The sequence below is a fragment of the Streptomyces sp. NPDC093586 genome (assembly GCF_044764905.1).
In the GTDB taxonomy this organism is placed as follows: domain Bacteria; phylum Actinomycetota; class Actinomycetes; order Streptomycetales; family Streptomycetaceae; genus Streptomyces.
Map to the genome: position 1 here is coordinate 143,326 of NZ_JBIWJA010000004.1, position 25,890 is coordinate 169,215.

21 protein-coding genes are annotated in these 25,890 nt (G+C 69.1%); 10 read left to right on the forward strand and 11 right to left on the reverse strand.

The window, feature by feature from the left end; translation table 11 throughout:
* Position 1 precedes the first annotated feature (1 nt).
* The 3 genes from gnd to dnaA form a co-directional block, all read right to left on the reverse strand.
* Entirely contained in the window at positions 2 to 877 is an 876-nt protein-coding gene (gene gnd, locus ACIRFH_RS06460; RefSeq protein ID WP_403517482.1) for a phosphogluconate dehydrogenase (NAD(+)-dependent, decarboxylating), read from the reverse strand.
* A 188-nt stretch (positions 878 to 1,065) separates the two neighbouring features.
* Positions 1,066 to 2,196 (reverse strand): DNA polymerase III subunit beta, encoded by a 1,131-nt coding sequence (gene dnaN, locus ACIRFH_RS06465; RefSeq protein ID WP_403517484.1) that lies wholly within the window; start codon positions 2,194 to 2,196, stop codon positions 1,066 to 1,068.
* Between the two features lie 1,022 nt (positions 2,197 to 3,218).
* The gene (dnaA, locus tag ACIRFH_RS06470) at positions 3,219 to 5,294 is read right to left on the reverse strand and encodes a chromosomal replication initiator protein DnaA (protein ID WP_403517486.1); all 2,076 of its coding nucleotides are present in this window, start codon (positions 5,292 to 5,294) and stop codon (positions 3,219 to 3,221) included.
* Positions 5,295 to 5,567: 273 nt separating this feature from the next.
* Here dnaA and rpmH point away from each other — a divergent pair, with 273 nt between their 5' ends.
* The 9 genes from rpmH (at position 5,568) to ACIRFH_RS06515 (ending at position 12,692) form a co-directional block, all read left to right on the forward strand.
* Positions 5,568 to 5,705: a 50S ribosomal protein L34 gene (gene rpmH, locus ACIRFH_RS06475; RefSeq protein WP_003956500.1), complete on the forward strand. Its 138-nt coding sequence runs from the start codon at positions 5,568 to 5,570 to the stop codon at positions 5,703 to 5,705.
* Positions 5,706 to 5,726: 21 nt separating this feature from the next.
* Positions 5,727 to 6,098, forward strand: coding sequence for a ribonuclease P protein component (rnpA, locus tag ACIRFH_RS06480; protein WP_189230174.1), 372 nt, complete (start codon positions 5,727 to 5,729; stop codon positions 6,096 to 6,098).
* Positions 6,095 to 6,469: a membrane protein insertion efficiency factor YidD gene (gene yidD / locus ACIRFH_RS06485; RefSeq protein WP_403517488.1), complete on the forward strand. Its 375-nt coding sequence runs from the start codon at positions 6,095 to 6,097 to the stop codon at positions 6,467 to 6,469. Before rnpA ends, yidD begins: the two co-directional genes overlap by 4 nt.
* A gap of 3 nt (positions 6,470 to 6,472) precedes the next feature.
* Entirely contained in the window at positions 6,473 to 7,753 is a 1,281-nt protein-coding gene (yidC, locus tag ACIRFH_RS06490; RefSeq protein WP_403517490.1) for a membrane protein insertase YidC, read from the forward strand.
* Between the two features lie 15 nt (positions 7,754 to 7,768).
* Positions 7,769 to 8,281, forward strand: a complete 513-nt coding sequence (locus ACIRFH_RS06495; protein WP_403517492.1) for a protein jag — start codon at positions 7,769 to 7,771, stop codon at positions 8,279 to 8,281.
* Positions 8,282 to 8,407: 126 nt separating this feature from the next.
* Positions 8,408 to 9,127: a 16S rRNA (guanine(527)-N(7))-methyltransferase RsmG gene (rsmG, locus tag ACIRFH_RS06500; protein ID WP_403517493.1), complete on the forward strand. Its 720-nt coding sequence runs from the start codon at positions 8,408 to 8,410 to the stop codon at positions 9,125 to 9,127.
* Positions 9,128 to 9,455: 328 nt separating this feature from the next.
* Positions 9,456 to 10,529 carry a ParA family protein gene (locus ACIRFH_RS06505; RefSeq protein ID WP_403517495.1) on the forward strand — a complete coding sequence of 358 codons (1,074 nt, stop codon included), beginning with the start codon at positions 9,456 to 9,458 and terminating at the stop codon, positions 10,527 to 10,529.
* On the forward strand, positions 10,526 to 11,623 hold the full coding sequence (locus ACIRFH_RS06510; RefSeq protein ID WP_403517497.1) for a ParB/RepB/Spo0J family partition protein: 1,098 nt from the start codon (positions 10,526 to 10,528) through the stop codon (positions 11,621 to 11,623). The genes ACIRFH_RS06505 and ACIRFH_RS06510 overlap by 4 nt, the downstream gene beginning before the upstream one ends.
* 451 nt (positions 11,624 to 12,074) lie before the next feature.
* Positions 12,075 to 12,692: a GNAT family N-acetyltransferase gene (locus ACIRFH_RS06515; protein ID WP_403517499.1), complete on the forward strand. Its 618-nt coding sequence runs from the start codon at positions 12,075 to 12,077 to the stop codon at positions 12,690 to 12,692.
* Between the two features lie 78 nt (positions 12,693 to 12,770).
* On the opposite strand, the gene trxA is transcribed toward ACIRFH_RS06515, so the two are convergent.
* From trxA to ACIRFH_RS06550, 7 genes are all read right to left on the reverse strand, one after another.
* Complete coding sequence (gene trxA, locus ACIRFH_RS06520; RefSeq protein ID WP_403517771.1) at positions 12,771 to 13,118, reverse strand: thioredoxin; 348 nt, start codon at positions 13,116 to 13,118, stop codon at positions 12,771 to 12,773.
* 25 nt (positions 13,119 to 13,143) lie between these two features.
* A complete protein-coding gene (gene trxB, locus ACIRFH_RS06525) occupies positions 13,144 to 14,112 on the reverse strand; it encodes a thioredoxin-disulfide reductase (RefSeq protein ID WP_403517501.1) in 969 nt (322 codons plus the stop codon).
* 140 nt (positions 14,113 to 14,252) lie between these two features.
* Positions 14,253 to 15,131 carry an anti-sigma factor family protein gene (locus ACIRFH_RS06530; RefSeq protein ID WP_403517773.1) on the reverse strand — a complete coding sequence of 293 codons (879 nt, stop codon included), beginning with the start codon at positions 15,129 to 15,131 and terminating at the stop codon, positions 14,253 to 14,255.
* Between the two features lie 17 nt (positions 15,132 to 15,148).
* Complete coding sequence (gene sigM / locus ACIRFH_RS06535; protein ID WP_403517503.1) at positions 15,149 to 15,874, reverse strand: RNA polymerase sigma factor SigM; 726 nt, start codon at positions 15,872 to 15,874, stop codon at positions 15,149 to 15,151.
* A gap of 25 nt (positions 15,875 to 15,899) precedes the next feature.
* Positions 15,900 to 17,615, reverse strand: coding sequence for a protein kinase family protein (locus ACIRFH_RS06540; protein WP_403517505.1), 1,716 nt, complete (start codon positions 17,613 to 17,615; stop codon positions 15,900 to 15,902).
* 140 nt (positions 17,616 to 17,755) lie between these two features.
* Positions 17,756 to 20,122, reverse strand: coding sequence for a murein biosynthesis integral membrane protein MurJ (murJ, locus tag ACIRFH_RS06545; protein WP_403517507.1), 2,367 nt, complete (start codon positions 20,120 to 20,122; stop codon positions 17,756 to 17,758).
* Between the two features lie 44 nt (positions 20,123 to 20,166).
* On the reverse strand, positions 20,167 to 22,557 hold the full coding sequence (locus tag ACIRFH_RS06550) for a DUF6049 family protein (RefSeq protein ID WP_403517509.1): 2,391 nt from the start codon (positions 22,555 to 22,557) through the stop codon (positions 20,167 to 20,169).
* 224 nt (positions 22,558 to 22,781) lie between these two features.
* On the opposite strand from ACIRFH_RS06550, the gene ACIRFH_RS06555 reads away from it, so the two are divergent.
* Positions 22,782 to 24,233: a CCA tRNA nucleotidyltransferase gene (locus ACIRFH_RS06555; RefSeq protein WP_403517511.1), complete on the forward strand. Its 1,452-nt coding sequence runs from the start codon at positions 22,782 to 22,784 to the stop codon at positions 24,231 to 24,233.
* 367 nt (positions 24,234 to 24,600) lie between these two features.
* On the opposite strand, the gene ACIRFH_RS06560 is transcribed toward ACIRFH_RS06555, so the two are convergent.
* A complete protein-coding gene (locus ACIRFH_RS06560; protein WP_403517513.1) occupies positions 24,601 to 25,863 on the reverse strand; it encodes an MFS transporter in 1,263 nt (420 codons plus the stop codon).
* Positions 25,864 to 25,890: the final 27 nt, after the last annotated feature.

Below are 25,890 nucleotides of genomic sequence, written 5' to 3' on the forward strand. Positions count from 1 at the left end.
CCTACTTCTTCTCCACCGCGTGGCCACCGAACTGGTTGCGCAGCGCGGCGATCATCTTCATCTGCGGCGAGTCGTCCTGCCGGGAAGCGAACCGCGCGAACAGCGACGCGGTGATCGCCGGCAGCGGCACCGCGTTGTCGATCGCGGCCTCCACGGTCCAGCGTCCCTCACCGGAGTCCTGTGCGTAACCGCGCAGCCCGTCCAGGTGCTCGTCCTCGTCCAGCGCGTTGACGGCCAGGTCCAGCAGCCAGGAACGGATGACCGTGCCCTCCTGCCAGGACCGGAAGACCTCGCGGACGTTCTCCACGGAGTCGACCTTCTCCAGCAGCTCCCAGCCCTCGGCGTAGGCCTGCATCATCGCGTACTCGATGCCGTTGTGGACCATCTTCGCGAAGTGGCCCGCACCCACCTTGCCGGCGTGCACGGCGCCGAAGTCGCCCTCCGGCTTGAGGGCGTCGAAGATCGGCTGCACCTTGGCGACGTTCTCCGCGTCGCCGCCGTACATCAGCGCGTAGCCGTTCTCCAGGCCCCAGACACCACCGGAGACACCGCAGTCCACGAACCCGATGCCCTTGGCCGCCAGCTCCTCGGCGTGCTTCTCGTCGTCCGTCCAGCGGGAGTTCCCGCCGTCCACGACGACGTCGCCGGGCTCCAGCAGCTCTCCCAGCTTGTCGACGGTGGCCTGGGTGGGCTCACCGGCCGGGACCATCACCCAGACCACGCGGGGGGCGCTGAGCCCGCCCACCAGCTCTTCCAGGCTGTGGACGTCCGCGAGGTCCGGATTGCGGTCGTATCCGACGACGGTGTGGCCCGCGCGGCGGATCCGCTCGCGCATGTTGCCGCCCATCTTGCCGAGGCCGACGAGACCGAGCTCCATCAGTTGCGTTCCTTAGGTCTGCGAGGTGGCGTGGCGGCACGTCCGCACCCGGCGGATGCGTGCCGCGGCACTTTCGTACCCGCGTACGACCCTAAACCCGGACCCTCATGCACAGCTGTGGGCATACGCGCTCATGCGCACGCCCACACCCTGGGCTTCGTCCTCACCCTGTGGACAACCGGACGGCCTCAGCCGCTCAGCCGCACCGGCATGATCAGGTACTTGTAGGCCTCGTCCGCCTCGGCGTCCAGCGCGGGCCTGCCACTGAGCAGCGCCGGCTTCGTGGACGTCGTGAAGGACAGCTGGGCCACCGGCGAATCGATCGCGCTCAGACCGTCCAGCAGGAAGGTCGGGTTGAAGGCGATCGAGATGTCGTCGCCCTCCAGCTGGGCGTCCACCCTTTCCACAGCCTGTGCGTCGTCGCTGGAGCCGGCCTCCAGGATGAGCACGCCCTGCTCGAAGCTGAGCCGCACCGGGGTGTTGCGCTCGGCGACCAGGGCCACACGCTTGACGGCCTCCACGAAGGGGGCGGTCTCGATCACGGCGACGCTGTTGAACTCCGTCGGGAAGAGCGTCTTGTACTTCGGGAGGTCGCCCTCCAGCAGACGGGTTGTCGTCCGGCGGCCCGCGCCCTCGAAACCGATCAGGCCCTCGCCCGCACCCGACCCCGACAGCGCCAGAATCACCTGGTCGCCGCTGGTCAGCGCCTTCGCGGTGTCCAGAAGCGTCTTGGCGGGCACCAGGGCGACCGCGGAGGTCTCCGGGTTCTCCGGCTTCCACAGGAACTCGCGGACCGCGAAGCGGTAGCGGTCGGTGGATGCCAGCGTCACCGTGTCGCCCTCGATCTCGATGCGCACACCGGTGAGGACGGGCAGCGTGTCGTCACGGCCGGCGGCGATGGCGACCTGCTGCACGGCCGCGGAGAAGACCTCGCCGGGGACGGTGCCCGTGGCGTTCGGCATCTGCGGCAGGGCCGGGTACTCCTCCACCGGCAGGGTGTGGAGGGTGAAGCGCGAGGAGCCGCAGACCACCGTCGCCCGTACACCGTCTGTGGAAATCTCCACCGGCCGGTTGGGCAGGGCGCGGGAGATGTCGGCGAGCAGCCGGCCGGAGACGAGGACTGTGCCGCCCTCCTCGACCTCCGCCTCCACCGACACCCGCGCGGAGACCTCGTAGTCGAAGCTGGACAGGCTCAGCTGCCCTTCCTCGGCCTTCAGCAGCAGGCCCGCGAGGACCGGCGCCGGCGGACGGGCCGGGAGGCTGCGAGCCGCCCAGGCCACTGCCTCCGCGAGTACGTCGCGTTCCACCCGGATCTTCACTGTTGCCGCCTCCTGCTGTTGCCGGCGCTGCTCGCCCTGCTTCGCCTTCGTCGTCTGACCCGGTGTCGTCGGCCCCGGTCAGGGGCAGAACACCGGGGTCCAGTCTGACGCACCGCACTGACAGTAGGTGCCCTCCGGGGTCAAGTCGTGCCGAGGGACGGTCGGGCTCGGGAGAGCGAGTTGTGCACAGGGCCCGCTTCGAAACGGATTCCGCTCTCTCTCTAGTCGGGAGTAGTAGTAGGGCCTGTGGATACCGTGGATAACCGCGTTTACGCAGGTCACAGTAGGAATTTTGTCCACGGGGCCTGTGGGCGGAGCCGGTGGAAAACCAGGCGTCTCTGTGGAGAACAGAAAGTTCTGCACACACCGTGCACAGGGAGGGGCGACTTCTCCCCAGCGCCGTCCCCAGGTTTACCCAGCTTTCCCACAGCCCACTCCAGCACGTTGATGTGACGCCTTTCACTCGGTGGAGTGAGGTGTCGCGTCGGGTTGCCGAACAGTGGACGGGGATGTGGAGAAGGTGGTGATCGCTGGGGACAACCAGGCTCAGCCTGTGGGTTGCCGGTGGACAACTTGACGTGCAGGCTGGCGGTCTTTTCGTTGTCCACAGCTTGTGGATAACTTTTGTCCACGGATCCACAGGGTGGTGACCTGCCCTGATCATTCCTCACGGCCCCAGCCTGTGGACAAGATCGGGACAACTTCACGGTCCCCAAGCTGTGGAGGGGAAAAAGTCACCGAATCTGTGGAGAGAGGCCGTAACCCGGCAGGTATTCGAACAGTGGGGGGTGGGGCACGGTCGGCGCCGAGGGCCCCGCGGCGCGATCCGCGCTCCCCGTGCCGCGTCCGGGGCTGCCCGCAGCCGCACTCGAAGCCCCTGCAGTCGCGCTCGAGCCCCCCGCGGCCGCGCTCGGAGCTCTCCGTGCCGCGTCCGGGCATGGGAAAGGCGCCCCTGGAGAGCTCCAGGGGCGCCTGCGGGCGCGTGCCGGCGCGTGCCGGCGGCCGTCAGCCGTTCTCGGCCGTCAGCCGTTCTTGATGCGGTTGGTCAGTTCCGTCACCTGGTTGTAGATGGAGCGCCGCTCGGCCATCAGATTGCGGATCTTGCGGTCGGCGTGCATCACCGTGGTGTGGTCCCGGCCGCCGAACAGCGCGCCGATCTTCGGCAGTGAGAGGTCCGTCAGCTCGCGGCAGAGGTACATGGCGATCTGGCGTGCCGTGACGAGGGCGCGGCCGCGGGAGGTGCCGCACAGGTCCTCGACGGTGAGGCCGAAGTAGTCGGCGGTGGCACTCATGATGGCCGTGGACGTGATCTCGGGGGCCGAGTCCTCGCCGCCGGGGATCAGGTCCTTCAGGACGACCTCGGTCAGGCCCAGGTCGACCGGCTGCCGGTTGAGCGAGGCGAACGCGGTCACCCGGATCAGCGCGCCCTCCAGCTCACGGATGTTGCGCGAGATGCGGGAGGCGATGAACTCCAGGACCTCCGGCGGGGCGTTGAGCTGCTCCTGTACCGCCTTCTTGCGCAGGATCGCGATGCGCGTCTCCAGTTCGGGCGGCTGGACGTCGGTGGTCAGGCCCCATTCGAAACGGTTCCGCAGCCGGTCCTCGAGTGTCACCAGCTGCCTGGGCGGCCGGTCGGAGGACAGGACGATCTGCTTGTTGGCGTTGTGGAGCGTGTTGAAGGTGTGGAAGAACTCCTCCTGCGTCGACTCCTTGTCCGCCAGGAACTGGATGTCGTCGACGAGCAGGATGTCCATCTCGCGGTAGCGCTTGCGGAAGCTGTCGCCCTTGCCGTCGCGGATGGAGTTGATGAACTCGTTGGTGAACTCCTCGGAGCTCACGTACCGCACGCGCGTGCCGGGGTAGAGGCTGCGCGCGTAGTGCCCGATCGCGTGGAGCAGGTGGGTCTTGCCGAGTCCGGACTCCCCATAGATGAAGAGGGGGTTGTAGGCCTTGGCGGGCGCTTCGGCGACGGCTACGGCCGCCGCGTGGGCGAAGCGGTTGGAGGCGCCGATGACGAAGGTGTCGAAGAGGTACTTCGGGTTCAGGCGCGCGGTGGGTTCGCCGGGGCCGGTCGCCGGTGCGGGCTGTGCGGCCAGCGGGCCGGGGGCGCCGGTGGCCGGCCCGGGGCCGACGGGGCCGCCGCGGTGGACGTGGCCGGAGCCGGGCGGCGGCTCGGGGAGTTCGCGCCGGGTACCGCGCTGGTCGTAGTCGCCGCGGGGCTGCTCGTAGTCGGCGCGCTGGGCGTCGTACGGGGGGCGTTCCGGCGGCTGCGGGCGGCGGCGGTCCTGGGGGTAGGAGTCCTGGGGGTACGGCTCCTGGCCGTAGGAGTCCTGGCCGTAGGAGTCCTGCGGATAGCCGTCCTGCTGGGAGGAGGAGTAGGTGTCCTGGGCGGGCGGGCCGTACGAGTCCTGCTGTGGTGAGGCGTACGGGTCGCGTTCCGGGAAGCCGAGGCGCTGCTGCTGCCAGCCGTAGTCGTCCTGCTGGGACGGGCGGGGCCAGGAGCCGGGCTCGGGGCGCTGGTACTCCTGCGGGTAGGCGGGGCGGGCGGTGGGGAGCTGGTCGGGCCGGTGGCGGCCGTATGCCTCGTAGTCGTCGCGGTTGTGGGCTCCCTGGCCGCTCTGGCCCGCTCCGCTGCCTCCCTGGCCGGGGGCCGGGAGCTCGGGCTCCTCGTAGCGCGGCTGGGGGCGGGCGGGCGGTGCCGGCGGGGCGGGGGGTTCGCCCGCGGTGTCGTCGACGGTGATCGCGATGCGGATGGGGCGGCCGCACTCCCGGCTCAGCGTTTCGCTGACGACGGGGGCGAGACGGCCTTCGAGGACGCCCTTCGCGAATTCGTTGGGGACGGCGAGGAGTGCGGTGTCGGCGACCAGTGCCAGGGGCTGGCAGCGGCGGATCCAGCGTTCGTCCTTCGATTCGACCCCTTGCCCGCGGCCTTCTCCGAGGAGCTGCTCCAGTACGCGTGGCCACACTGCGGCAAGATCGGCAGGTACGTCAGCCACAGGGCACGCTCTCTCACGAGTCCCTCGAAGGTGTGCTTCGGGGACGGGTCGGGATGAAACTCGGGTGGGCAGGGATAAGGGAACGAATCGGAGTTCAGCCACGGTAGTCAGCGCGACCGGTAGGGTTCAAGTCGTTGTCCCCAGCCTGTGGACAAGTGTGCCTCGGTCACCTCTGGTTTGACCGAATGGCGCAGTCTCACGTACCGTAACCAGGTCGAGTTGTCGATGGCTGCTGCCGCCTGCCTCCGATGGGCACAGGTCACGTCCAAGGTGATCGAAAAGCGGTGCACTCGGGCGTGACGAGAGCTACTCGTGGGCGCACGGTGACAGCCAGGACGGCACCCCGCCAACCCCGAATCTTTCTGGAGCCCCCGAGTGAGCAAGCGCACCTTCCAGCCGAACAACCGTCGTCGCGCGAAGACCCACGGCTTCCGGCTGCGTATGCGCACCCGTGCCGGCCGCGCGATCCTCGCGTCCCGCCGCAGCAAGGGTCGCGCCCGTCTGTCCGCCTGATCCCGGTCAGGTCATGACATCGTGCTGCCCACCGAGAACCGGCTGAGGCGGCGCGAGGACTTCGCGACCGCGGTACGACGAGGCCGCCGGGCCGGCCGCCCGGCTCTCGTCGTCCACCTTCGAAGCGGTGCCACGGACCCGCACGCGCCTGGGGAGAGCGCTCCCCCGACACGTGCGGGTTTCGTCGTGAGCAAAGCCGTGGGTGGTGCGGTGGTCCGCAACAAGGTGAAGCGCAGGCTTCGCCATCTGATGCGGGACCGGGTCGACCTGTTTCCCCCCGGTAGCCTGGTAGTCGTACGAGCGCTGCCCGGTGCGGGTGACGCCGACCATGCACAGCTGGCCCAAGACCTGGACGCCGCCCTGAAGCGGCTACTGGGAGGGGGCGCGCGATGAAGTACCCGCTGCTGGCTCTGATCAAGCTGTACCAGTGGACGATCAGTCCGTTGCTGGGGCCGGTCTGCAAGTACTACCCATCGTGTTCCCACTACGGCTACACGGCCATCGATCGGCACGGTGCCATCAAGGGAACGGCACTCACCGCCTGGCGCATCCTGCGGTGCAATCCGTGGTCGCTGGGCGGAGTGGACCATGTCCCGCCGCGCAAGCGCCCGCGGTGGCACGAAATGCTGCGTGACGCCTGGCGTGCACGCAGGGGCGGGCCCTCCGCCGCCGAACCGGCCATCGAGGGACAGACTTCTCCCACGAGTCCGTCCGGTCCTTCGAGCCCGGCCGCAGAGACCCAGTCCCATGCCCAAGGAGCATGATTAGTGGACACGATTGCCAGCCTCTTCAGCTTCATCACGACACCTGTCTCCTGGGTCATCGTCCAGTTCCACAGCGTGTACGGCGCCATTTTCGGCCCTGACACGGGGTGGGCCTGGGGCCTGTCCATCGTGTCCCTGGTGATTCTGATCCGCATCTGCCTGATCCCGCTCTTCGTGAAGCAGATCAAGTCGACGCGCGCGATGCAGACGCTCCAGCCGGAGATGAAGAAGATCCAGGAGCGCTACAAGAACGACAAGCAGCGTCAGTCCGAAGAGATGATGAAGCTGTACAAGGAGACGGGTACCAACCCGCTCTCCTCGTGCCTTCCCATCCTGGCGCAGTCCCCGTTCTTCTTCGCCCTGTACCACGTGCTCAATGGCATCGCGACGGGCGACACCATCGGTGTGATCAACGAGCGCCTGCTGGAGAGCGCGCAGAAGGCCCACATCTTCGGTGCTCCGCTCGCGGCGAAGTTCACCGACAGCTCGTCGAAGGTGGAGGCCCTCGGGTCCACCATCACCGACGTCCGCGTCATCACCGCCGTCATGATCATCCTGATGTCGGCGTCGCAGTTCTTCACCCAGCGCCAGCTGATGACCAAGAACGTCGACACGACGGTGAAGACGCCGTTCATGCAGCAGCAGAAGATGCTGATGTACGTCTTCCCGGTCATGTTCGCCGTCTTCGGTATCAACTTCCCGGTCGGTGTCCTCGTCTACTGGCTGACCACCAACGTGTGGACCATGGGTCAGCAGATGTACGTCATCCGCAACAACCCGACCCCGGGCTCCAAGGCCCAGGCCGCCTACCTGGAGCGCCTGCACAAGCACGTCACCGAGCACGGCAAGACCCGTGGTCGCGGTCAGAAGGCCATCGTGAAGGCGATCGTCGCCAAGGGCCGGGACCGCAACGAGTTCGAGCGCAAGTTCATCAACGGTCTGAACAAGGCGGGCCTGGCGGCCCAGGCCGACGGCACCGTGGTGAAGAGCGATGCCGCTGTCGCCGCGCAGACCGAGGACGGCGCTCCCGTCGCGACGGGCACGCCGAAGCGTCAGCAGCCCAAGCGGCAGAGCAAGTCCCAGCGGCAGACCACGAAGGCGGTCGGCGAGGCCGAGCCGAAGACCTCGCTCACCAAGTCCGACGAGCCGGAGGGCACCAAGCCGGGCACCCAGCCCGCTGCCGCCAAGAAGTCCGCTCAGAAGCCCGGCGGCGGTGGCCGCAGCAAGGCCCAGTCCGGACAGCGCAAGGGCCCGCAGCGGCCCAAGTCCCCGTCGAAGAAGTAAGAAGGAGTCCATCCCGTGACGGAAGGCACCACCTCCGCCGCTGCCGAGGGTGCAGACACCCTGACCCGCCTCGAGCAGGAGGGTGAGATCGCCGCGGACTACCTGGAGGGTCTGCTCGACATCGCCGACCTGGACGGCGACATCGACATGGACGTCGAGGCCGACCGTGCCTCTGTCTCGATCATCAGCGACACGAACAGCCGTGATCTGCAGAAGCTGGTCGGCCGGGACGGTGAGGTGCTGGAGGCTCTGCAGGAGCTCACGCGCCTGGCCGTGCACCGGGAGACCGGGGATCGCAGCCGGCTGATGCTCGACATCGCCGGTTACCGGGCCAGGAAGCGCACCGAGCTCTCCGAGCTGGGGGCGAAGGCCGCGGCAGAGGCCAAGAGCAGCGGCGAGGCCGTGCGGCTGAAGCCGATGACGCCGTTCGAGCGCAAGGTCGTACACGACGCGGTCAAGGCCGCGGGGCTGCGCAGCGAGTCCGAGGGCGAGGAGCCGCAGCGCTTCGTCGTCGTGCTTCCCGCCTGATCGGTTCCCACGTTCCCCGGCCCCGTCTGTTGCGCAGGCGGGGCCGAATTTTGTCAGCCTGATAGTTCTGGTGGTTCTGGCATCGGCGCCTAGTGCGCCGGTGCGGTACGGAAGGACGGTCCCCCCGTGACGGAGGCAGCGGAGCTTCCCCCTGTGCCCGAGCAGGCACGCGAGGTGTTCGGTGATCGCTATGCGGATGCGGTCCGCTATGCCGAGCTGCTCGCCGAGGCGGGAGTGCAGCGGGGCCTGATCGGTCCACGTGAGGTCCCGCGCCTGTGGGAGCGGCACCTGCTGAACTGTGCGGTGCTCTCGGAGGTCGTGCCCGAGGGGGTGACGGTGTGCGATGTCGGCTCGGGTGCCGGCCTGCCCGGGATTCCGCTGGCGCTGGTCCGGGAGGACCTGAAGATCACGCTTCTGGAGCCCCTGCTGCGGCGCACCAACTTCCTGACGGAGGTGGTGGAGCTGCTGGGCCTGGACCATGTGACCGTCGTGCGTGGCCGGGCCGAGGAGGTCATGGGCAAGATCCCGCCGGTGCATGTGGTGACGGCCCGCGCGGTTGCGCCGTTGGACCGTCTGGCCACCTGGGGTATTCCGCTGCTGCGTCCGTACGGCGAGATGCTCGCGCTCAAGGGTGATGCGGCTGAGGAGGAGCTCAAGGCCGCGGCGGCGGCACTGAGCAAGCTGGGTGCGGTGGAGACGTCGATCCTGCATGTGGGTGAAGGCATCGTGGATCCCCAGTCCACTGTGGTCCGCGTCGAGGTCGGGGAGAGCCCCGGGGGTGTGCGATTTGCCGCCAAACGGGCCAAGGCGGCCCGGACGGGCCGGGCACGCCGTCGGCGCGGATGAGCGTGCGGTGCTGATCCGTTCCGACGATGCCGTGCTGACGACCTGACGTACTCCACACAAGCCTCCCCTCTGCGCATGCCGGAGTGTCGCGGCAGTTCGCCCCCGGGTGCTGTGCATCGTGTTTCACGTGAAACGTCGCTCACTGCTGCACGGCATCATCAGTCGCGGTCGCACCGCGACCGAACCCCGCGACCGGAGGCCTCTCGGTTCTCTCGCCGAGGAACCGGACTCTCCCGAGGATTCGGCGCTCTTGGCGGGGACGGAGTTGTCTACAGAGGTGGATTTCTCCACAGAACGCCAGACCTCACTGGTTCGCGACCCCGAAGGCATGGGAGGCTCTGTTCATTGCGAGCCTGAAGTCGAGGAGAGTGAATCCTTGCGGTCCGACGCCAACATCGCGGGACCGATGACCGATCCGGTCCCCGGTCCCCGCACCGAGTCGACGGGGGCGGATGTTTCACGTGAAACACCGCCTCCGATGGACGACACTCCGATCGGTCGAGCTGCCCAGCTGGCGGTGGAGGCTCTGGGCCGAGCAGGCGAGGGCATGCCGCGACCCGAGCAGACCCGCGTGATCGTGGTCGCCAACCAGAAGGGTGGCGTCGGCAAGACGACGACGACCGTCAATCTGGCCGCGTCGCTGGCGCTGCACGGGGCCCGTGTGCTGGTGGTCGACCTGGACCCGCAGGGCAACGCTTCCACCGCGCTGGGGATCGACCACCACGCCGAGGTTCCGTCCATCTACGACGTACTGGTCGAGAGCCGGCCGCTCTCCGAGGTCGTCCAGCCGGTTCCCGACGTCGAGGGTCTCTTCTGCGCACCCGCCACCATCGACCTCGCCGGAGCGGAGATCGAGCTGGTCTCCCTGGTGGCACGGGAGAGCCGGCTGGAGCGGGCGATCCAGGCGTACGAGCAGCCGCTGGACTACATCCTCATCGACTGCCCGCCCTCCCTCGGTCTGCTGACGGTCAACGCCCTCGTCGCGGGCCAGGAGGTGCTGATTCCGATCCAGTGCGAGTACTACGCGCTGGAGGGGCTGGGCCAGCTGCTGCGGAACGTCGAACTGGTGCGGGGGCATCTCAACCCCACCCTGCATGTGTCGACGATCCTGCTCACCATGTACGACGGCCGGACGCGACTGGCGTCGCAGGTCGCGGACGAGGTACGCAGCCACTTCGGTGAAGAGGTCCTGCGTACGAGCATCCCGCGCTCGGTCCGTATCTCGGAGGCCCCGAGTTACGGGCAGACGGTGCTGACCTACGATCCAGGATCGAGCGGCGCCCTCTCCTACCTGGAGGCGGCGCGCGAGATCGCGCTGAGGGGTGTGGGGGTCAATTACGACCCGGCTCAGGCGCACATCGGCGCACAGAATGACCCGAACATGGTGGAGGGGATCCAGTGAGTGAGCGACGAAGGGGGTTGGGCCGTGGTCTTGGCGCACTGATTCCCGCAGCCCCGACCGAGAAGTCGGTGGCCTCGGCCGCCCTGGGGAGTGCGACATCGGCTTCCTCCTCGGCGGTACCCGTGCTGCCCGGCGAACGGGGTGTGGCAGTGAAGGTGGCGACGCTGTCCTCTGTTTCACGTGAAACAGAGGGGACGGCGCAGTCGGCCGCTGTGGGCATGCCCGCGCCTCCCCTGGGGGCTCACTTCGCGGAAGTGCCTCTGGACTCGATCACTCCGAACCCGCGGCAGCCTCGCAAGGTGTTCGACGAGGACGCCCTCGCCGAGCTGGTGACCTCCATCAAGGAGGTCGGTCTCCTCCAGCCGGTCGTCGTCCGGCAGACGGGCCCCGGTCGCTACGAGCTCATCATGGGTGAGCGTCGGCTCCGGGCCAGCAGAGAGGCGGGACTGGAGGCCATCCCGGCGATCGTGCGGGCCACAGAGGACGAGCAGCTCCTCCTGGACGCGCTGCTGGAGAACCTGCACCGCGCCCAGCTGAATCCGCTGGAGGAGGCCTTCGCCTACGACCAGCTGCTGAAAGACTTCAACTGCACGCACGACCAGCTGGCGGACCGCATCGGCCGGTCCCGTCCGCAGGTGTCCAACACGCTGCGCCTGCTGAAGCTTTCCCCGAAGGTCCAGAACCGCGTGGCCGCCGGGGTTCTCTCCGCCGGGCACGCTCGGGCGTTGCTCTCCGTGGAGGACTCGGAGGAACAGGAGCGGCTGGCTCACCGGATCGTGGCCGAGGGACTCTCGGTACGTGCGGTCGAGGAGATCGTGACCCTGATGGGCTCCAGGCCGCAGAAGCCGCAGCGGGCCAAGGGGCCGCGAGCCGGTGCTCTTGTCTCTCCGGCACTGTCCGAGCTGGCGACCCGGCTCTCGGACCGCTTCGAGACGCGGGTGAAGGTCGACCTGGGGCAGAAGAAGGGGAAGATCACCGTGGAGTTCGCCTCCATGGAAGATCTCGAACGGATTCTTGGGACCCTCGCACCCGGTGAGGGCCCCGTGCTGCAGAAGGGCCTCGTGGCCGGGGAGGGTGAAGAAACCGGCTCCTGATCTCCAGGCAGGTGGATCACTAGTGCCGCGGCAGGCGACGTTCGCCTGGTGAGGAGCGGCGTCCGGTGCGGCGAGTGGGGGCACCCCCTCCGGGGGAGCGTGCCGGGCGTTGTGGCGGGGCGAACGTCATCTGTTGCGGCACTAGGTAGTGCTCCGGTTGCCGATGGGCGGGCTGTGGTCGGTGAGTACCCGGACGCGGCCCGCCCTTTGCCTTTCGCCGGTGCCCACTCCCTCGCATCGTGGATACGATGCGAGGGAGATGTCGCACATCACCCGGCAGTACCTCTGAGAGGCAGGCAGGGGCCATGCGAACGATGAGCCGCACCGGACTGGTGAGCGCGGGATTGGGGCTGGGCGCCGTCGGTGGGTTCATCGGCAGCCTGCTCAGGGAACGGAGTGCTCTCACAGCCGCCCGCGATGCGACGGGCGAAGGAAGCGAGGAACAGCCTTCATGGGGCGTCGGCTCGTACCGCTCACGCTGGACAATCTTCAAGATCTTCCCCAGCCCTGTCGCTCGTGCGTCTTCTGGGAGCTGGATCCCGTCAGCGGCGAAGCCGCGGTGACAGCGGGGACGTCCGCCACGGAGAAGGAAGCCTGGATCTCCTCCGTTTTGCTGGACTGGGGGTCCTGCGGTCGGGTGGCCTATGTCGACGACGTACCGGTGGGCTTCGTGCTGTACGCCCCTCCCGCCTATGTGCCGCGCTCGATGGCGTTTCCCACCAGTCCTGTCTCTCCCGATGCGGTGCAGTTGATGACGGCCTTCGTGATGCCGGCCTACCAGGGGCAGGGACTGGGGCGGGTGATGGTGCAGACGGTCGCCAAGGACCTGCTGCGGCGGGGCTTCAAGGCGATCGAGGCCTTCGGGGACGCCCGCTGGAAGGAGCCCGCCTGCGTGCTGCCGGCGGATCATCTGTTGGCAGTGGGCTTCAAGACGGTCCGGCCGCATCCCTACCACCCGCGGCTGAGGCTGGAGCTTCGTTCCACGCTGTCGTGGAAGGAAGACGTGGAGATGGCCTTGGACCGGCTGCTCGGGGCCGTGCAGAAGGAACCGGCGCTGCGTCCGCTGTGAGACGTCGAGTCCTGCGAGGGATGCAGCACGAAGGGGCCGGCTCTTCCGGGCCGGCCCCTTCGTGTTTCACGTGAAACGTCAGTCGGTGATGAAGTCCTCGAGGTCGCGGACGATCGCGGCCTTGGGCTTGGCACCGACGATGGTCTTGGCGACCTCGCCACCCTGGTAGACGTTCAGCGTCGGGATGGACATGACGCCGTACTTGGCGGCCGTACCCGGGTTCTCGTCGATGTTCAGCTTGACGACCTCGATCTTGTCACCGTACTCGGCGGCGATCGCCTCGAGGGACGGCGCGATCTGGCGGCACGGTCCGCACCAGGCGGCCCAGAAGTCCACCAGGACGGGCTTGTCGCTCTTGAGGACGTCCTGCTCGAAGGAGTCGTCGGTCACTTGCTTCAGGGTGCCGGCCACGGCGGGCTCCTTAATGGTTGGTGCGGGGGTGGGTGAGGGTTCAGACGGTGGTCTTCTCGGGCTCGGCCTTGTCCTCGTCGGTGAGCGCGGCGAGGAAGCGCTCGGCGTCGAGGGCGGCGGAGCAGCCGGTGCCGGCGGCGGTGATCGCCTGCCGGTAGGTGTGGTCGACCACGTCACCGGCGCCGAAGACACCGGTCAGGTTGGTGCGGGTCGAGGGGGCGTCGACCTTCAGGTAGCCCTCCGGGTCCAGGTCGAGCTGGCCCTTGAAGAGTTCGGTGCGCGGGTCGTGTCCGATGGCGATGAACAGGCCGGTCACCGCCAGGTCCGAGAGCTCGCCGGTCTTGATGTTGCGCAGCTTGAGCCCCGACAGCTTCTGGTCGCCCTGGATCTCGGCGACCTCGCTGTCCCAGACGAACGAGATCTTCGGGTCGGCGAAGGCGCGCTCCTGCATCGCCTTGGAGGCGCGCAGGGTGTCGCGGCGGTGGACGATCGTCACGGACTTGGCGAACCGGGAGAGGAACGTGGCCTCCTCCATCGCGGTGTCACCGCCGCCGATCACGGCGATGTCCTGGTCCTTGAAGAAGAAGCCGTCGCAGGTCGCGCACCAGGAGACGCCACGGCCGGACAGGGCGTCCTCGTTCGGCAGGCCGAGCTTGCGGTGCTGGGAACCTGTGGTGACGATGACGGCCTTCGCCCGGTGGACCGTGCCCGCCGTGTCGGTGACGGTCTTGATCTCGCCGGTGAGGTCGACGGCGACGACATCGTCCGGAACGAGCTCGGCACCGAAGCGCTCGGCCTGGGCGCGCATGTTGTCCATGAGCTCGGGGCCCATGATGCCGTCCTGGAAGCCCGGGAAGTTCTCCACCTCGGTGGTGTTCATCAGCGCACCGCCCGCGGTGACGGCGCCCTCGAACACCAGCGGCTTCAGCGACGCGCGCGCGGTGTAGAGCGCCGCCGTGTAGCCGGCGGGCCCGGAGCCGATGATGATCACGTTTCGGACGTCGCTCACGGCTTCATTCCTCGTCTCTGGACTGCGTCTTCAGGGCCGGGTGGAGCTTCTGTCGCAGCTCTCACCCCACCCAACGGATCCTAAGGGGCGCGCATTCCCGCTGTGTCCGGGCACACGGCGGGTGAGGAGGACGTGCTCGCTCAGGGACGCGCGTAGGAATGCTTCAGCAGCACCGTGGCCTTGCCGACGGCGGGCTGGTTCACACAGGCGGAGTCGACGATGTAGGCGGTGACCCGGCTGTCGTTGAGGGTGTCGGGCAGCACCACGAGCAGTGCTTCCTTGCCCTTGTAGACGCCCTCTTCCGTGGCGAGCGCGGCGTCATCGCGGCCGATGGCCTTCTGGACGCACTCGGGAACGACCGTCGGCTGGGTGAGAACGTGGTTCTCGGTCTCGGACTCCGTGCCGAAACTGCGGGGGGTCCGCGAGCCGCTTCGTGTGCCCTGTCCGTCGTCGACGAGTTCGGCGACCTGCTTCTGCAGCTTGTTCTCGGAGAAGGTGTCCACGGGGGTGGTCTGCTGCCCGTGAGCCGTGTCGTCGGACGTACCGCCTCCCGTGACGGACGACACGATCATGGAGCCGATTCCCAGGGCGGCGGCCGCCGCCACGGCACCCAGGACGGCGATCCTGCGCCGTCCGTTTCGCCTGTGGTCCTTGCGGCCCGGTCCCGTGGTGGAGATGCGGGCGCGTCCGGAGGGGCGGCCCGCCGGTGTTTCACGTGAAACATGCGTGCCGTCGCGACTCCCGTCCTCGCCCTCGCCGGTTGCCGGGGCTGCTGGCGCTGCCGCACTCGGCAGGGCTTCGGCGGCGAGGGCCGCGTCGATGCGACCGGCCACGTCCTCGGGCATCCGTTGTGGTCCGGGCAGCGTGCCGAGCAGTCCCTGGATCTCCTCCAGCGACGCGTAGACGTCCGCGCAGAGTTCGCAGGACTCCAGGTGCCGTCGTATGTCGGTGGTCCGTGAGGGCGGGAGCAGATTCTCGGCGAGGTCGGAGATCTCCGAGACATCCGGATGCCCGGCCATGTCTGTCGTCGACGACGTCACGCTCGTCCACCTCCGCCCTTCACTGCGGCTGGATCGCTCTGGCCCGTATCCGGCGGGCTCGTCCGATGTGGTCCCGCTGCGGGTGGGACGGATGCGCCCTGCGCCCGGTTCCGCTCGGGTCCGGACCTCTCGTCGTCACCGTTGCCGTCCGGACGCAGATGGGTGAGCAGCGGCAGGAGTCTGGCTCTGCCACGGGCACACCGGCTCTTGATCGTGCCGATCGGTACGTCGAGGATCCGGGCCGCCTCGGCGACGGGATAGCCCTGCATGTCGACGAGGACGAGAGCCGCCCGCTGGTCGGCCGGCAGCGTCCCCAGCGCCTCGATGAGCTGGCGGTGCAGGTCGTTGCGCTCGGCGGGGGCCGATGCCGACTCGTGCGGCTCCAGCAGCTGCTCCAGGCGTTCGGCGTCGTCGACCGGAGCGGTCTTGCGGGATGCGGTCTTGCGGGCGCGGTCCAGGCAGGCGTTCACGGTGATCCTGTGCAGCCACGTCGTGACGGCCGCCTGCCCTCGGAAGGTGTGGGCGGCCCGGTAGGCGGAGACGAGCGCGTCCTGGACGGCGTCAGCGGCCTCCTCGCGGTCCCCCAGAGTGCGCAGGGCCACTGCCCAGAGACGGTCACGGTGACGGCGGACGAGTTCACCGAAGGCGTCGGGATCACCCTCGACGTGGCGGGCGAGGAGGTCCTGATCACCGATGCCGTCGTAGGCGGTGCCATCTGCCATCGGACCCCTTCCCCCGTCGGTGGACTCAGCCCTTGAACGTCACGTCGGTGATGGCCTGCTTGTAGCCCGGGTCGCTGTAGTCGTCACCCGAGGCATAGGGAAGCGCGGTGAGCCAGACGAGCACGTACCGCGTCTTCACCGGCTTGGCGACCTTGACCGTCGCGGTCGTCCCGGAGGTGGTGACCGTGCCGAGCTTCTTCATCGCGTCCAGTGACGACGGTTGCAACGAGTCGGCGGCGTACAGTTCCGCCGTCGTGTGATTGCCGCCGTAGTACAGACCCACGTCCGCCGTCGAGACCTCCTGGGCGGACCCGAGGTCGTAGACGATGCCGACACCCGGCTTGTACGGACCGATGACCGGGCCGTCCAGGAAACTGGCTGTCCGCCAGAGTGTGCTTTTGTCGCCGTCGTATGTCTTGCCGACGTCGGCGGGATGCTGGGTGCTGCCCTTGGTGACGAATTCCCGGGCGGCCTGCACCGCGATCGGCTTGGCGGGCTTCGGCACGACATCGTTCTTGTCGTCGCCGTCCGTCGTCTGGATCTGGTTCTGGTCGTCGGTCTTGCCGCCCCGATCGATGAGCGCGTCCGCCAGCTGCCAGCTGCCGAGGCCGAGCGCGGCGATCAGCAGGGCGGAGACGGTCCACTTCAGCGCCTTTCCGGTGCGGCTCTGCAGCGGGGGCGGCGGGGTGGGAACCGGCTGGGTGATCCCGGGGTGCGGCGCCGGGCGGCCGTGCGTGCCCTTCTGGTAGGGCGTGTGCTGATACGCGGGCGGTGCGGTGAACGTGGGCTCCGGCGGCCGGATGCGAGGCATCTCACCGATCGCCTTGACCAGTTCCTCCGGCGTGGTGCACGGGGACTCGTGGCGCGAGGCGGTGGCGCCGTCGTTGACGAGCGCTCGCATGGTGAGCTCGGACAGACCTCGGTGGACACCGGCGCGTACCTGGTCCGGTGGGATCAGGCCGATGTCCTTGGGCAGGCCCGCCATGCCGTAGGCGTCGCTCTCGTACGGCCAGCGCTGGGTGAGCGTGGCGTACAGCAGGGCGCCGATGGCCTCGGTGTCGGTGCGTTGCGGGGTGTCGGAACTGATGCCGCGCAGGGCGGCGCTGACGGCCAGTCCGCGGATTCTCCACTGACCCGTCGAGGTACGCAGCACGGCGTTGGGGTTCAGGCGCAGATGGGCGAGGCCCTCGCGGTGGGCGGCGGCCATCGCGGAGGCGACCTGACTGACCATCTGGTAGGCGTCGTAGGCGTCGAGCGGACCGGCGGCGAGGAGGGCGGTCAGTTCGGTCGCGTCAGGGAGCCATTCGTGGACGACATAGACGAGGTCGTCGTCCTCGACGGCGTCGAGGACCTGGACGAAACGCGGATCACCGAGGAGCGCGGCGGAGCGTGCGGCGGCCAGTACGGAGCGGGCCCGCGTGTGGCTCGCGGGCAGGACGTGGACCCCGACGGCGCGGCGGAGCTTCTCGTCGACGGCCCGCCAGCTGCTGAAGCCGTCCAGACGGGTGACGCATTCCTCGAGGCGGTAGCGTCTGGCGAGCTTGTGCCCGCTGTGCAGTTCGGGAGGCGAGGCCTTGCCGGGATCCTCGCTCGTGGGGTTCCCCTGTGCCTCGTCGCTGTCCGTGTCCCGCTCCCGGTTGTTGGCCACCCCGTCGGCCGTGGACTGGTCCGCCTGTGCGGTCAGCGGCTTCTCGCCGCCGTTGTCTGCCACGTCGACGGCAGCTGTGCTCCGTTCCGCCACCGTCGTTCCTGCCTCCCCATTCGATGCACGCCGGCCGACTCCCGATGCGCGCAGCCCGACGCCGAACCCAATTGTGCCCACAGTCCGCCGCTATGCACGACACACGGCGGCGGACGATGGTTGTGCGCCTACCCCCGGTCTCAGCGTCCCAGGCGTCCGCGCACCATACCGACCAGTGAGTTGACTTCCTCGATGCGCAACCGGCGGGCGGCGACGAAGAAGACACCGAACAGGACCACCGCGCCGGCCAGCAGGGCGGCGAGCGATCCCACGACTCCCTGGCCGAGGGTGTGGCCGATCCCGTAGCAGGCGGCGCCGCTGAGCAGGGCGGCCGGAACGGACGAGATGCACAGCCGGGCGTACGTCCGCAGCACCCGGGAACCGTCCAGGTCCCCGCCGAGCCGCTTGCGCAGCCTGCGCCAGGCGACGCCTACACCGATGGCGTAGGCCAGACCGTAGGCGGCGGCCATGCCGACCACGGCCCAGCGGGCGGGCAGCAGGAAGTAACACAGGGCGGACGCCGCGGCGTTGACCGCGGCCACGATGACCGTGTTGTAGAAGGGTGTCCGGGTGTCCTCGTAGGCGTAGAAGGCGCGCAGGACGACGTACTGCACGGAGTAGGGGATGAGGCCGAGGCCGAAGGCCATCAGCATGTAACCCATGTTGGTGGCTTCGCTGGTGCCCGAGGAGCCGAACATGAGCGTGCACATCGGGATGCCGAGCGAGACGAATCCGAAGGCCACGGGCACGATGGCGACGGCCGTGGTGCGCAGGCCCTGGGAGATGTCGTCGCGGACCGCGCCGCTGTCGTCCTCGGCCGCCGAGCGCGAGATGCGCGGCAGCAGGGCGGCCATGAGGGAGACCGTGATGATGGCCTGGGGCAGGCCCCAGATCAGCTGGGCGTTGGCGTAGGCGGCGTAGCCGGTGCCGTCGACGGGGGACGCCGTGCCCGCGGCCGTGGAGAGCTGGATGACGACCATGGCGCCCACCTGGTTGGCGAGGACGAACAGGACCGTCCATTTGGCCAGGGTGACGGCCTTGCCGAGTCCGTGGCCCCGCCAGTCGAAGCGCAGCCGCAGCCGGAAGCCCGTCTCGCGCAGGTACGGGATCATCGCCAGGGACTGCACGACGAGACCCAGCAGCACGCCGACGCCGAGCAGACGCTGGCCCTCCGGCGGGATGCTGGTGACCTTCATGCCGGAGGTCTCCGCGGTCCCGTAGACCCAGATGAACATGCCCAGGGTGACGATGATGACGATGTTGTTCAGGACCGGGGTCCACATCATCGCGCCGAACCTGCCGCGGGCGTTGAGAACCTGCCCCATCACCACGTGCAGGCCCATGAAGAAGATCGAGGGCAGGAAGTAGCGGACGAAGGTGATGCCGACCTCGTTCGCGGCCGGGTTGCTCGCGACGGGGTTGGACAGGAACCGGATCAGGAGGGGGGCGGCGAAGACGGTGATCACGGTGAGTGCGCCGAGCGCCACCATGACCAAGGTCAACAGGCGGTTGGCGAAGGCCTCGCCGCCGTCGTCGTCGTCCTTCATGGCCCGCACCAGCTGCGGTACGAAGACCGAGTTGAGGCCGCCGCCGACGGTCAGGATGTAGATCATGGTCGGCAGCTGGTAGGCGACCTGGAACGTGTCGCCGAGCAGGCCCACGCCGAGCGCCGAGACGATCAGCGCCGAGCGGATGAAACCGGTCAGCCGGGAGACCATCGTGCCCGCCGCCATCACGGCGCTGGACTTCAGCAGTCCTCCGGCGCGGCCGCCCTTCTTGGGGGCGGTGACGGTCGGCACGGCGGCGGGCTCGGCCTCCTGGACGGGCGCCGCGGCCGCTTCCGGGGTGGGAGCCGCCGCGTACTGGCCCGGCGCGGCGTACGGCCCCGGTGCCGGAGCGGTACCGCCGTACTGGCCGGGGGCCGGGGTGTTCGCGTACGGGCCGGGCCCCTGGGCGCCGCCGTACTGGTCCGGTGCCACGCCGTACTGGCCGGGCGCGGGGGAGGGAATCGGTGCCTGGTCGTCGTAGGAGGGGTGGCCGCCGCCCTGCTGCTGGTCCCGGAACAGATGGGCGAAGGCGTCGGGCTCGTGGCGCTGCTCGCCGGCCTGGGTGACCAGGTCGTCCACACCGACGAACTGGGTCGTGCGCGGGTCGTCACCGTACGGCAGGTACTGGGTGGGGCCCTCCGGCTCGGGGGCCGGGGGCTGGGCCCAGACGCGTGGGTCGGGCGCGTAGGGCGACTGGGCCGGCCGGCCGTACAGCGGCTGCTGCGGCGGGTAGGTGCCCGGGGGCGGCGGGGGGTGTGCGGCGCGGTCGTAGAGTGCCTCGGAGACCGGGTCCTGGGCGGAGAGGTCCTGCGCCCGGTAGGGATCCTGGTCGTAAGCGTCCTGGAGGTACATGTCCGCGGGCGGCTGCGGCGGCGTCTGGCCGCGGTCGGGCACCGGACCCTCGGGGTGGCCCGAGCCGTCCACGGCCTGACCGCGGTCACCGTCGTACGGCGCGTTCATGGTTACCCCACCTCATCGTCCCGGGCCGACCGGCCACGACATCCTCAACGGTCCACTCTCTCACCCGTGCCGGACGGGCCACCGTTTTCCGCTGCGGTGTCCGGTGCCGGGTCACTCGGCTGCTCCGGGCCACCTGCCCGGGAGCGGGCCCCGGTCTCCTTGGGACGCGCCTCGGGGTCATCGGGGTTCTCGGGGCTCTCCTCGTCGCTCTCGGCTTCCTGCTCCTCGCCGGAATCGCTCTCACCGCCCGCACGGGCAGCGGCCCGCTTGCGCTGCGTGTACATCCGGAAGCCGGCGAGGACGAGGAGCAGGACACCACCGCCGATGACCAGCATCACCGTGGCCGTGATCTCGGTGACCTTCACGTCGAACGTGACGGCCTCGCCGTACGGCCGTCCGTCCATCGTGTACAGCTGGGCGATCACCGTGGCCCGGCCGTTGGCGTTGGCGGACGTGGTGAACTTCACCGACTGGCTGTGGCCCCCGGAGACGGATACCGGCTGCTCCTGGTAGCCCGTGCCGCCGATCTCGAGGCGCGTCGGGTTCATCGAGGTGAGTCGCAGCACCAGGGGGCCGACGTCCTGCACCAGGTTGTTCTGCACCGTCACGGGGATCGTGGCGCTGCGGCCGGACAGTTTCGTCTCCGACTTGTCGATCAGTCTGACCCGACCGGTCAGTCCGTCGAGGTACGACCTCACGCCGGCACGGAACGACTTCGCCTCGGCGGCCCGGCCCCGCCAGGACGCGGACATCTCCCGGTTCAGGGCACGTCCGAAGGGCGTCACCACCCGGGACGGGTCGGACAGGACGCCCGTGAAGTTGTCGAGCTCGTCCTGGGTCTGCGCGATCTGCGTGAACGCCGACCGGGGCAGCTCCTTCTTGCGCAGCGCCGAGGGGTACGAGGAGGAATTTGGCACCTTGGTGGTGGCGTCGGGGTCGGGCTTGGCCGCGGCGGCCTCCGACAGCTTCTGGGACTCGGACCAGGTGCCGCCCTGGAGTGCTCTCAGCGCCTCGGCCATCGCACGGGCCTGGCTGCCGGAGGGCGTGCGCTGGGGAGCGACGACGATGCTGCGCTGCTTGCCGGTCTGGAGACCGAGCGCCAGGCTCTGGGCGAGGAACCGCTGCACCGCGAGCGTGGACGCGGAAGCCTTCGCCAGGTCCCCCTCGAACGCCGTGGAGAGCCGGGCGTCCGCGACGACGGCGGTGATCCCGCCGCCGATGGGACGGGCGGCCGAGGGGGTGTACGACAGGCCGTTGGTCTCCTGGAGGCTGTCGCTGCGGGCGATCACCTTGTCGGCGCCCGCCGAGGTGGCGACCTTGACGATCGACCGGTCGACCGCGCCCTCCACGGGCCAGGCGAAGTCCGTGTTCGGTTTCACGTGGAGGATCGGCGGGACCGTGTTGTCGACGACGTTCGTGGCTTCCTTCAGCTGGCTCAGCGATCCGGCGATGTCCGTGCCGTTGTGGGCCAGGGAGGCCAGGTCGGGGTCGGCGAAGGGCAGTGCGACGACTTCCTTGTCGGCCACCGCGTCCTGCAGGTCGGCGAGCCACTGTTTGGCGACGTCCTGGTGGGTGCCGCGAACGGTGTCGTCCCCGCTGCGGACCCGGTAGCTGCCCGTCATCGCGTCGACGGAGGCGAGCAGATCGGGGTCGACCACCCAGGTGACGTCGAGGTCCTTGCCCAAGGTGACCATCTGGTTCAGACGGCCTCCGGGAGAGATCTCCTTGGCCAGGTCGTCGTTGAGGAATACCGGTGTCTGCTCCTCGTCGGGGCCCGTCTCGGCGGCCATGTGGGTGGTCGAGACGAGGGGCCAGAGATACGTCGTCTTCGTCTTCGGGCCGGCCGCGTCGGGTTTCCAGGGCAGGAAGGTGCGCTGGATGCCGAGGATCCGTTCCCACGGCTGTGCGGAGGTCTGCCCGGAGAGCGAGACGGCGAACTCGTAGACGCCACCCTTGCCGAGATCCAGGTCGCCGACCGGAACGGAGATGTTGAAGTGCTCGGCGACGCCGGGGGCGAGCGAGGAGAACTTCGCCGTGTACTTGCCGTCGATCTCCGGGGGGACGGATCCCGACAGATCGGTACCGTCCTCGGCGAGTGCGTCGACGGACGAGCGGGTGTTGACCTCGGGGCCCACGCGCAGTCCGACGTGGGCCTTGGTGACCGTCTGTTTACCGTTGTTGATCACGGTGCCGGACACGGTCACCGTGTCCCCCTTGGTCGGGGCGGACGGGGTGAGCGAGTCGACGGCGACGGCCACCGTGCCGGAGTCCGGGTCGGTCTCGGCGATTGCCTGTCCGTCGGCGTACGCGGAACCGGCGGGCAGCTGGAGCAGGCCGGCCAACAGGGGCGCACCGGCGAGCAGCGCCGCGGTGCGCCGGAGCCACCGGCGGGCAGGTGAGGGACTGGTCCCCTGGAAGTCTGCCGCCTCGGCCACGCGCTCGCCCGTCCCTCGTCGTGTCAGTGGTCGTCGGAATGTGCGTCCCCGCATGGTAACGATGCGCGCCGAGGGGAAGTGCCGCGGAGTGTGCCCCAAGATCCGTCCCGAAGCGGGCCGCCCCGTATGCGCCTCTATATAGAGGAGACCCGGCAAGGGAGGCGACCCGGTGCGCCGACAAGGGAGGCGGCCGTGTCCGCCCGCGCCACGTACCCTGTTCTGTTGTGCCGAACGCCAACGAAGTCAACCCCAGTGCCATGAGTCAGGCGCAGCCTCGCGCGGTGAGCGAACTGCTGCGAGTAGCGCCTGTCGCCGATGACCTCGCCCGCCGCTTCCAGGAGGCGGGGTTCTCTCTCGCCCTGGTCGGCGGCTCGGTCCGGGACGCGTTGCTCGGCCGGCTCGGCAACGACCTGGACTTCACGACCGATGCCCGCCCGCAGGACGTACTGAAGATCGTGCGGCCGTGGGCGGACGCCGTCTGGGAGGTCGGCATCGCGTTCGGCACGGTCGGGGCGCAGAAGGACGGCTACCAGATCGAGGTGACCACCTACCGCTCGGAGGCGTACGACCGCACGTCGCGCAAGCCGGAGGTGTCGTACGGCGACTCCATCGAGGAGGATCTCGTCCGCCGGGACTTCACCGTGAATGCCATGGCCGTCGCGCTCCCGGAGAAGAAGTTCATCGACCCGCACGATGGGCTCGACGACCTCGCGGCCCGTGTGCTGCGCACCCCGGGCACTCCCGAGGAGTCGTTCTCGGACGACCCGCTCCGGATGATGCGGGCCGCACGCTTTGCCGCCCAGCTCGACTTCACGGTGGCCCCCGAAGTCGTCACGGCCATGAAGGACATGGCCGGGCGGATCGAGATCGTCTCCGCCGAGCGGGTCCGGGACGAGCTGAACAAGCTCATCCTCTCCGCTCACCCGCGCAAGGGACTGACCCTGCTCGTGGACACCGGCCTCGCTGATCGTGTCCTGCCCGAGCTGCCCGCCCTGCGTCTGGAGAGGGACGAGCATCATCGGCACAAGGACGTCTACGACCACACGCTGATCGTCCTGGAGCAGGCGATGGCTCTGGAGACCGAGGGGCCCGACCTGGTTCTCCGCCTGGCCGCCCTGCTGCACGACATCGGCAAGCCGCGCACGCGCCGGTTCGAGAAGGACGGCCGGGTGTCGTTCCACCACCACGAAGTGGTCGGAGCCAAGATGACGAAGAAGCGCATGACCGCGCTCAAGTACTCCAACGACCTGGTGAAGGACGTCTCACGCCTGGTCGAGCTGCACCTGCGCTTCCACGGATACGGCACGGGCGAGTGGACGGACTCGGCGGTCCGCCGCTACGTCCGGGACGCCGGCCCGCTGCTCGACCGTCTCCACAAGCTGACGCGCTCGGACTGCACGACCCGCAACAAGCGCAAGGCCGCCGCGCTCTCGCGGGCGTATGACGGCCTGGAGGAGCGCATCGCGAAGCTCCAGGAGCAGGAGGAGCTGGATGCCATCCGCCCGGACCTGGACGGCAACCAGGTCATGGAGATCCTGGGCGTGAAACCGGGACCGGTCGTCGGCCAGGCGTACAAGTACCTGCTGGAGCTCCGCCTGGAGAACGGGCCGATGGGCCACGACGCGGCGGTGGCGGCGCTCAAGGAGTGGTGGCGGAAAGAGTCGGGGACCGCATGAGCGAGGGGTGGTGTGTTTCACGTGAAACACACCACCTCGCCATGACGGCGTGGCCCGCGCTCGACGCCTGCACGTTCACCGGACTGCCGGTGGCCGTGCCGTCGGCTTGTTCGGGACGTTTCACGTGAAACGTGTTCCTTTGACAGGAGCCAGGAAGAGGCATGACTGCCTCAGGCATCACCGAGGCGGGGAAGGCCCCCTTCGTCGTCGCCGACCTCGGCATAGAACCCCGTGGTGCCCCCGGCTCTCCAGCACGCGGTCTCATGGGCGCGTGTCGCAGACAGGGTGCGGGGCGAGGCGCACGTAAGGGATCGGCCCCACCGGCATTTCCGTAGCCCAGCCGGGCTCGGCGACATCGATGTGCCCCTTACCGGCCGCCGAAACGGACCATGGCGCCTGCGACTGCTCCATAGACAGCGGCGACGGTGACGACCAGAGGCACCGACCGGCCGTCCGGCGGCAGCATCAGCGCGGCCACCGCGGCGGCGGCGACGAAGGCCACGTTGAAGAGCACGTCGTAAACGGAGAAGATCCGGCCGCGGAAGGCGTCGTCGACCGAGGACTGCACGATCGTGTCGGTCGCGATCTTCGAGCTCTGGGTCGTCAGTCCCAGGACGAACGCCGCGGTGAGCAGGGGCACGGTGGCGAACGTCAGCCCGAGAGCCGGGACCAGCACCGCGGCGGCACCCGCGCACACGGCCATCCATCGGCCGGGGCCGAGGCGTCCGGCCGCCCAGGGCGTGATCACCGCAGCGGCGAAGAAACCGGCGCCGGAGACCCCCAGGGCCAGCCCCAGCAGCGCGAGCCCCTCGTCCGTGTCCGACGTCAGGGTGTATCGGCACAGCATCAGCAGGAGGACGAGCAGGGCGCCGTAGCAGAACCGCATCAGCGTCATGGCGGCGAGCGACCAGGCCGCGCCCCGGCGTGCCGGCGCGAGGAGATGGCGTACTCCGGACACCAGGTCCCGGGCCGTACCGGCGAGCGCCGACGCGAGACGCGGCTTTACCAGCGCCCGGTCGGGGCCCAGCAACCCCACCGCCATGCGCAGCGACGCCAGTGCCCCGCACAGGTACAGGACCGCTCCGAGCAGTACCACGGCGGCGTCGGAGTCCGCGACCACGAGGCGCACGACGAAGGCCAGACCGCCACCGGCCGTCGCCGCCAGGGTGCCCGCCGTCGGCGAGACGGAGTTCGCGATCACCAGACGTTCCGCGTCGACCACCCGCGGCAGCGCCGCGGACAGACCCGCGAGGACGAAGCGGTTGACTGCGGTGACGCACAGGGCGGAGACGTAGAAGAGCCAGTCCGGAACGGAGGCGACCATCAGCACCCCGGTCGCCGAGGCGAGCAGGGCACGCAGCAGATTGCCGTACAGAAGGACCTGGCGGCGGCGCCAGCGGTCCAGGAGGACGCCGGCGAAGGGCCCCACCAGCGAGTACGGGAGCAGCAGGATCGCCATCGCGGAGGCGACCGCGGCGGCCGAGGTCTGTTTCTCCGGCGAGAAGACGACGTAGGTGGCGAGCGCGACCTGGTAGACACCGTCGGCTCCCTGGGAGAGCAGACGTACGGCGAGCAGACGCCGGAATCCCTTCAGGCGCAGCAGGACGCGCAGGTCACGGACGACGGCCATGGGGCACAGCCTCACATACGCGAAGAT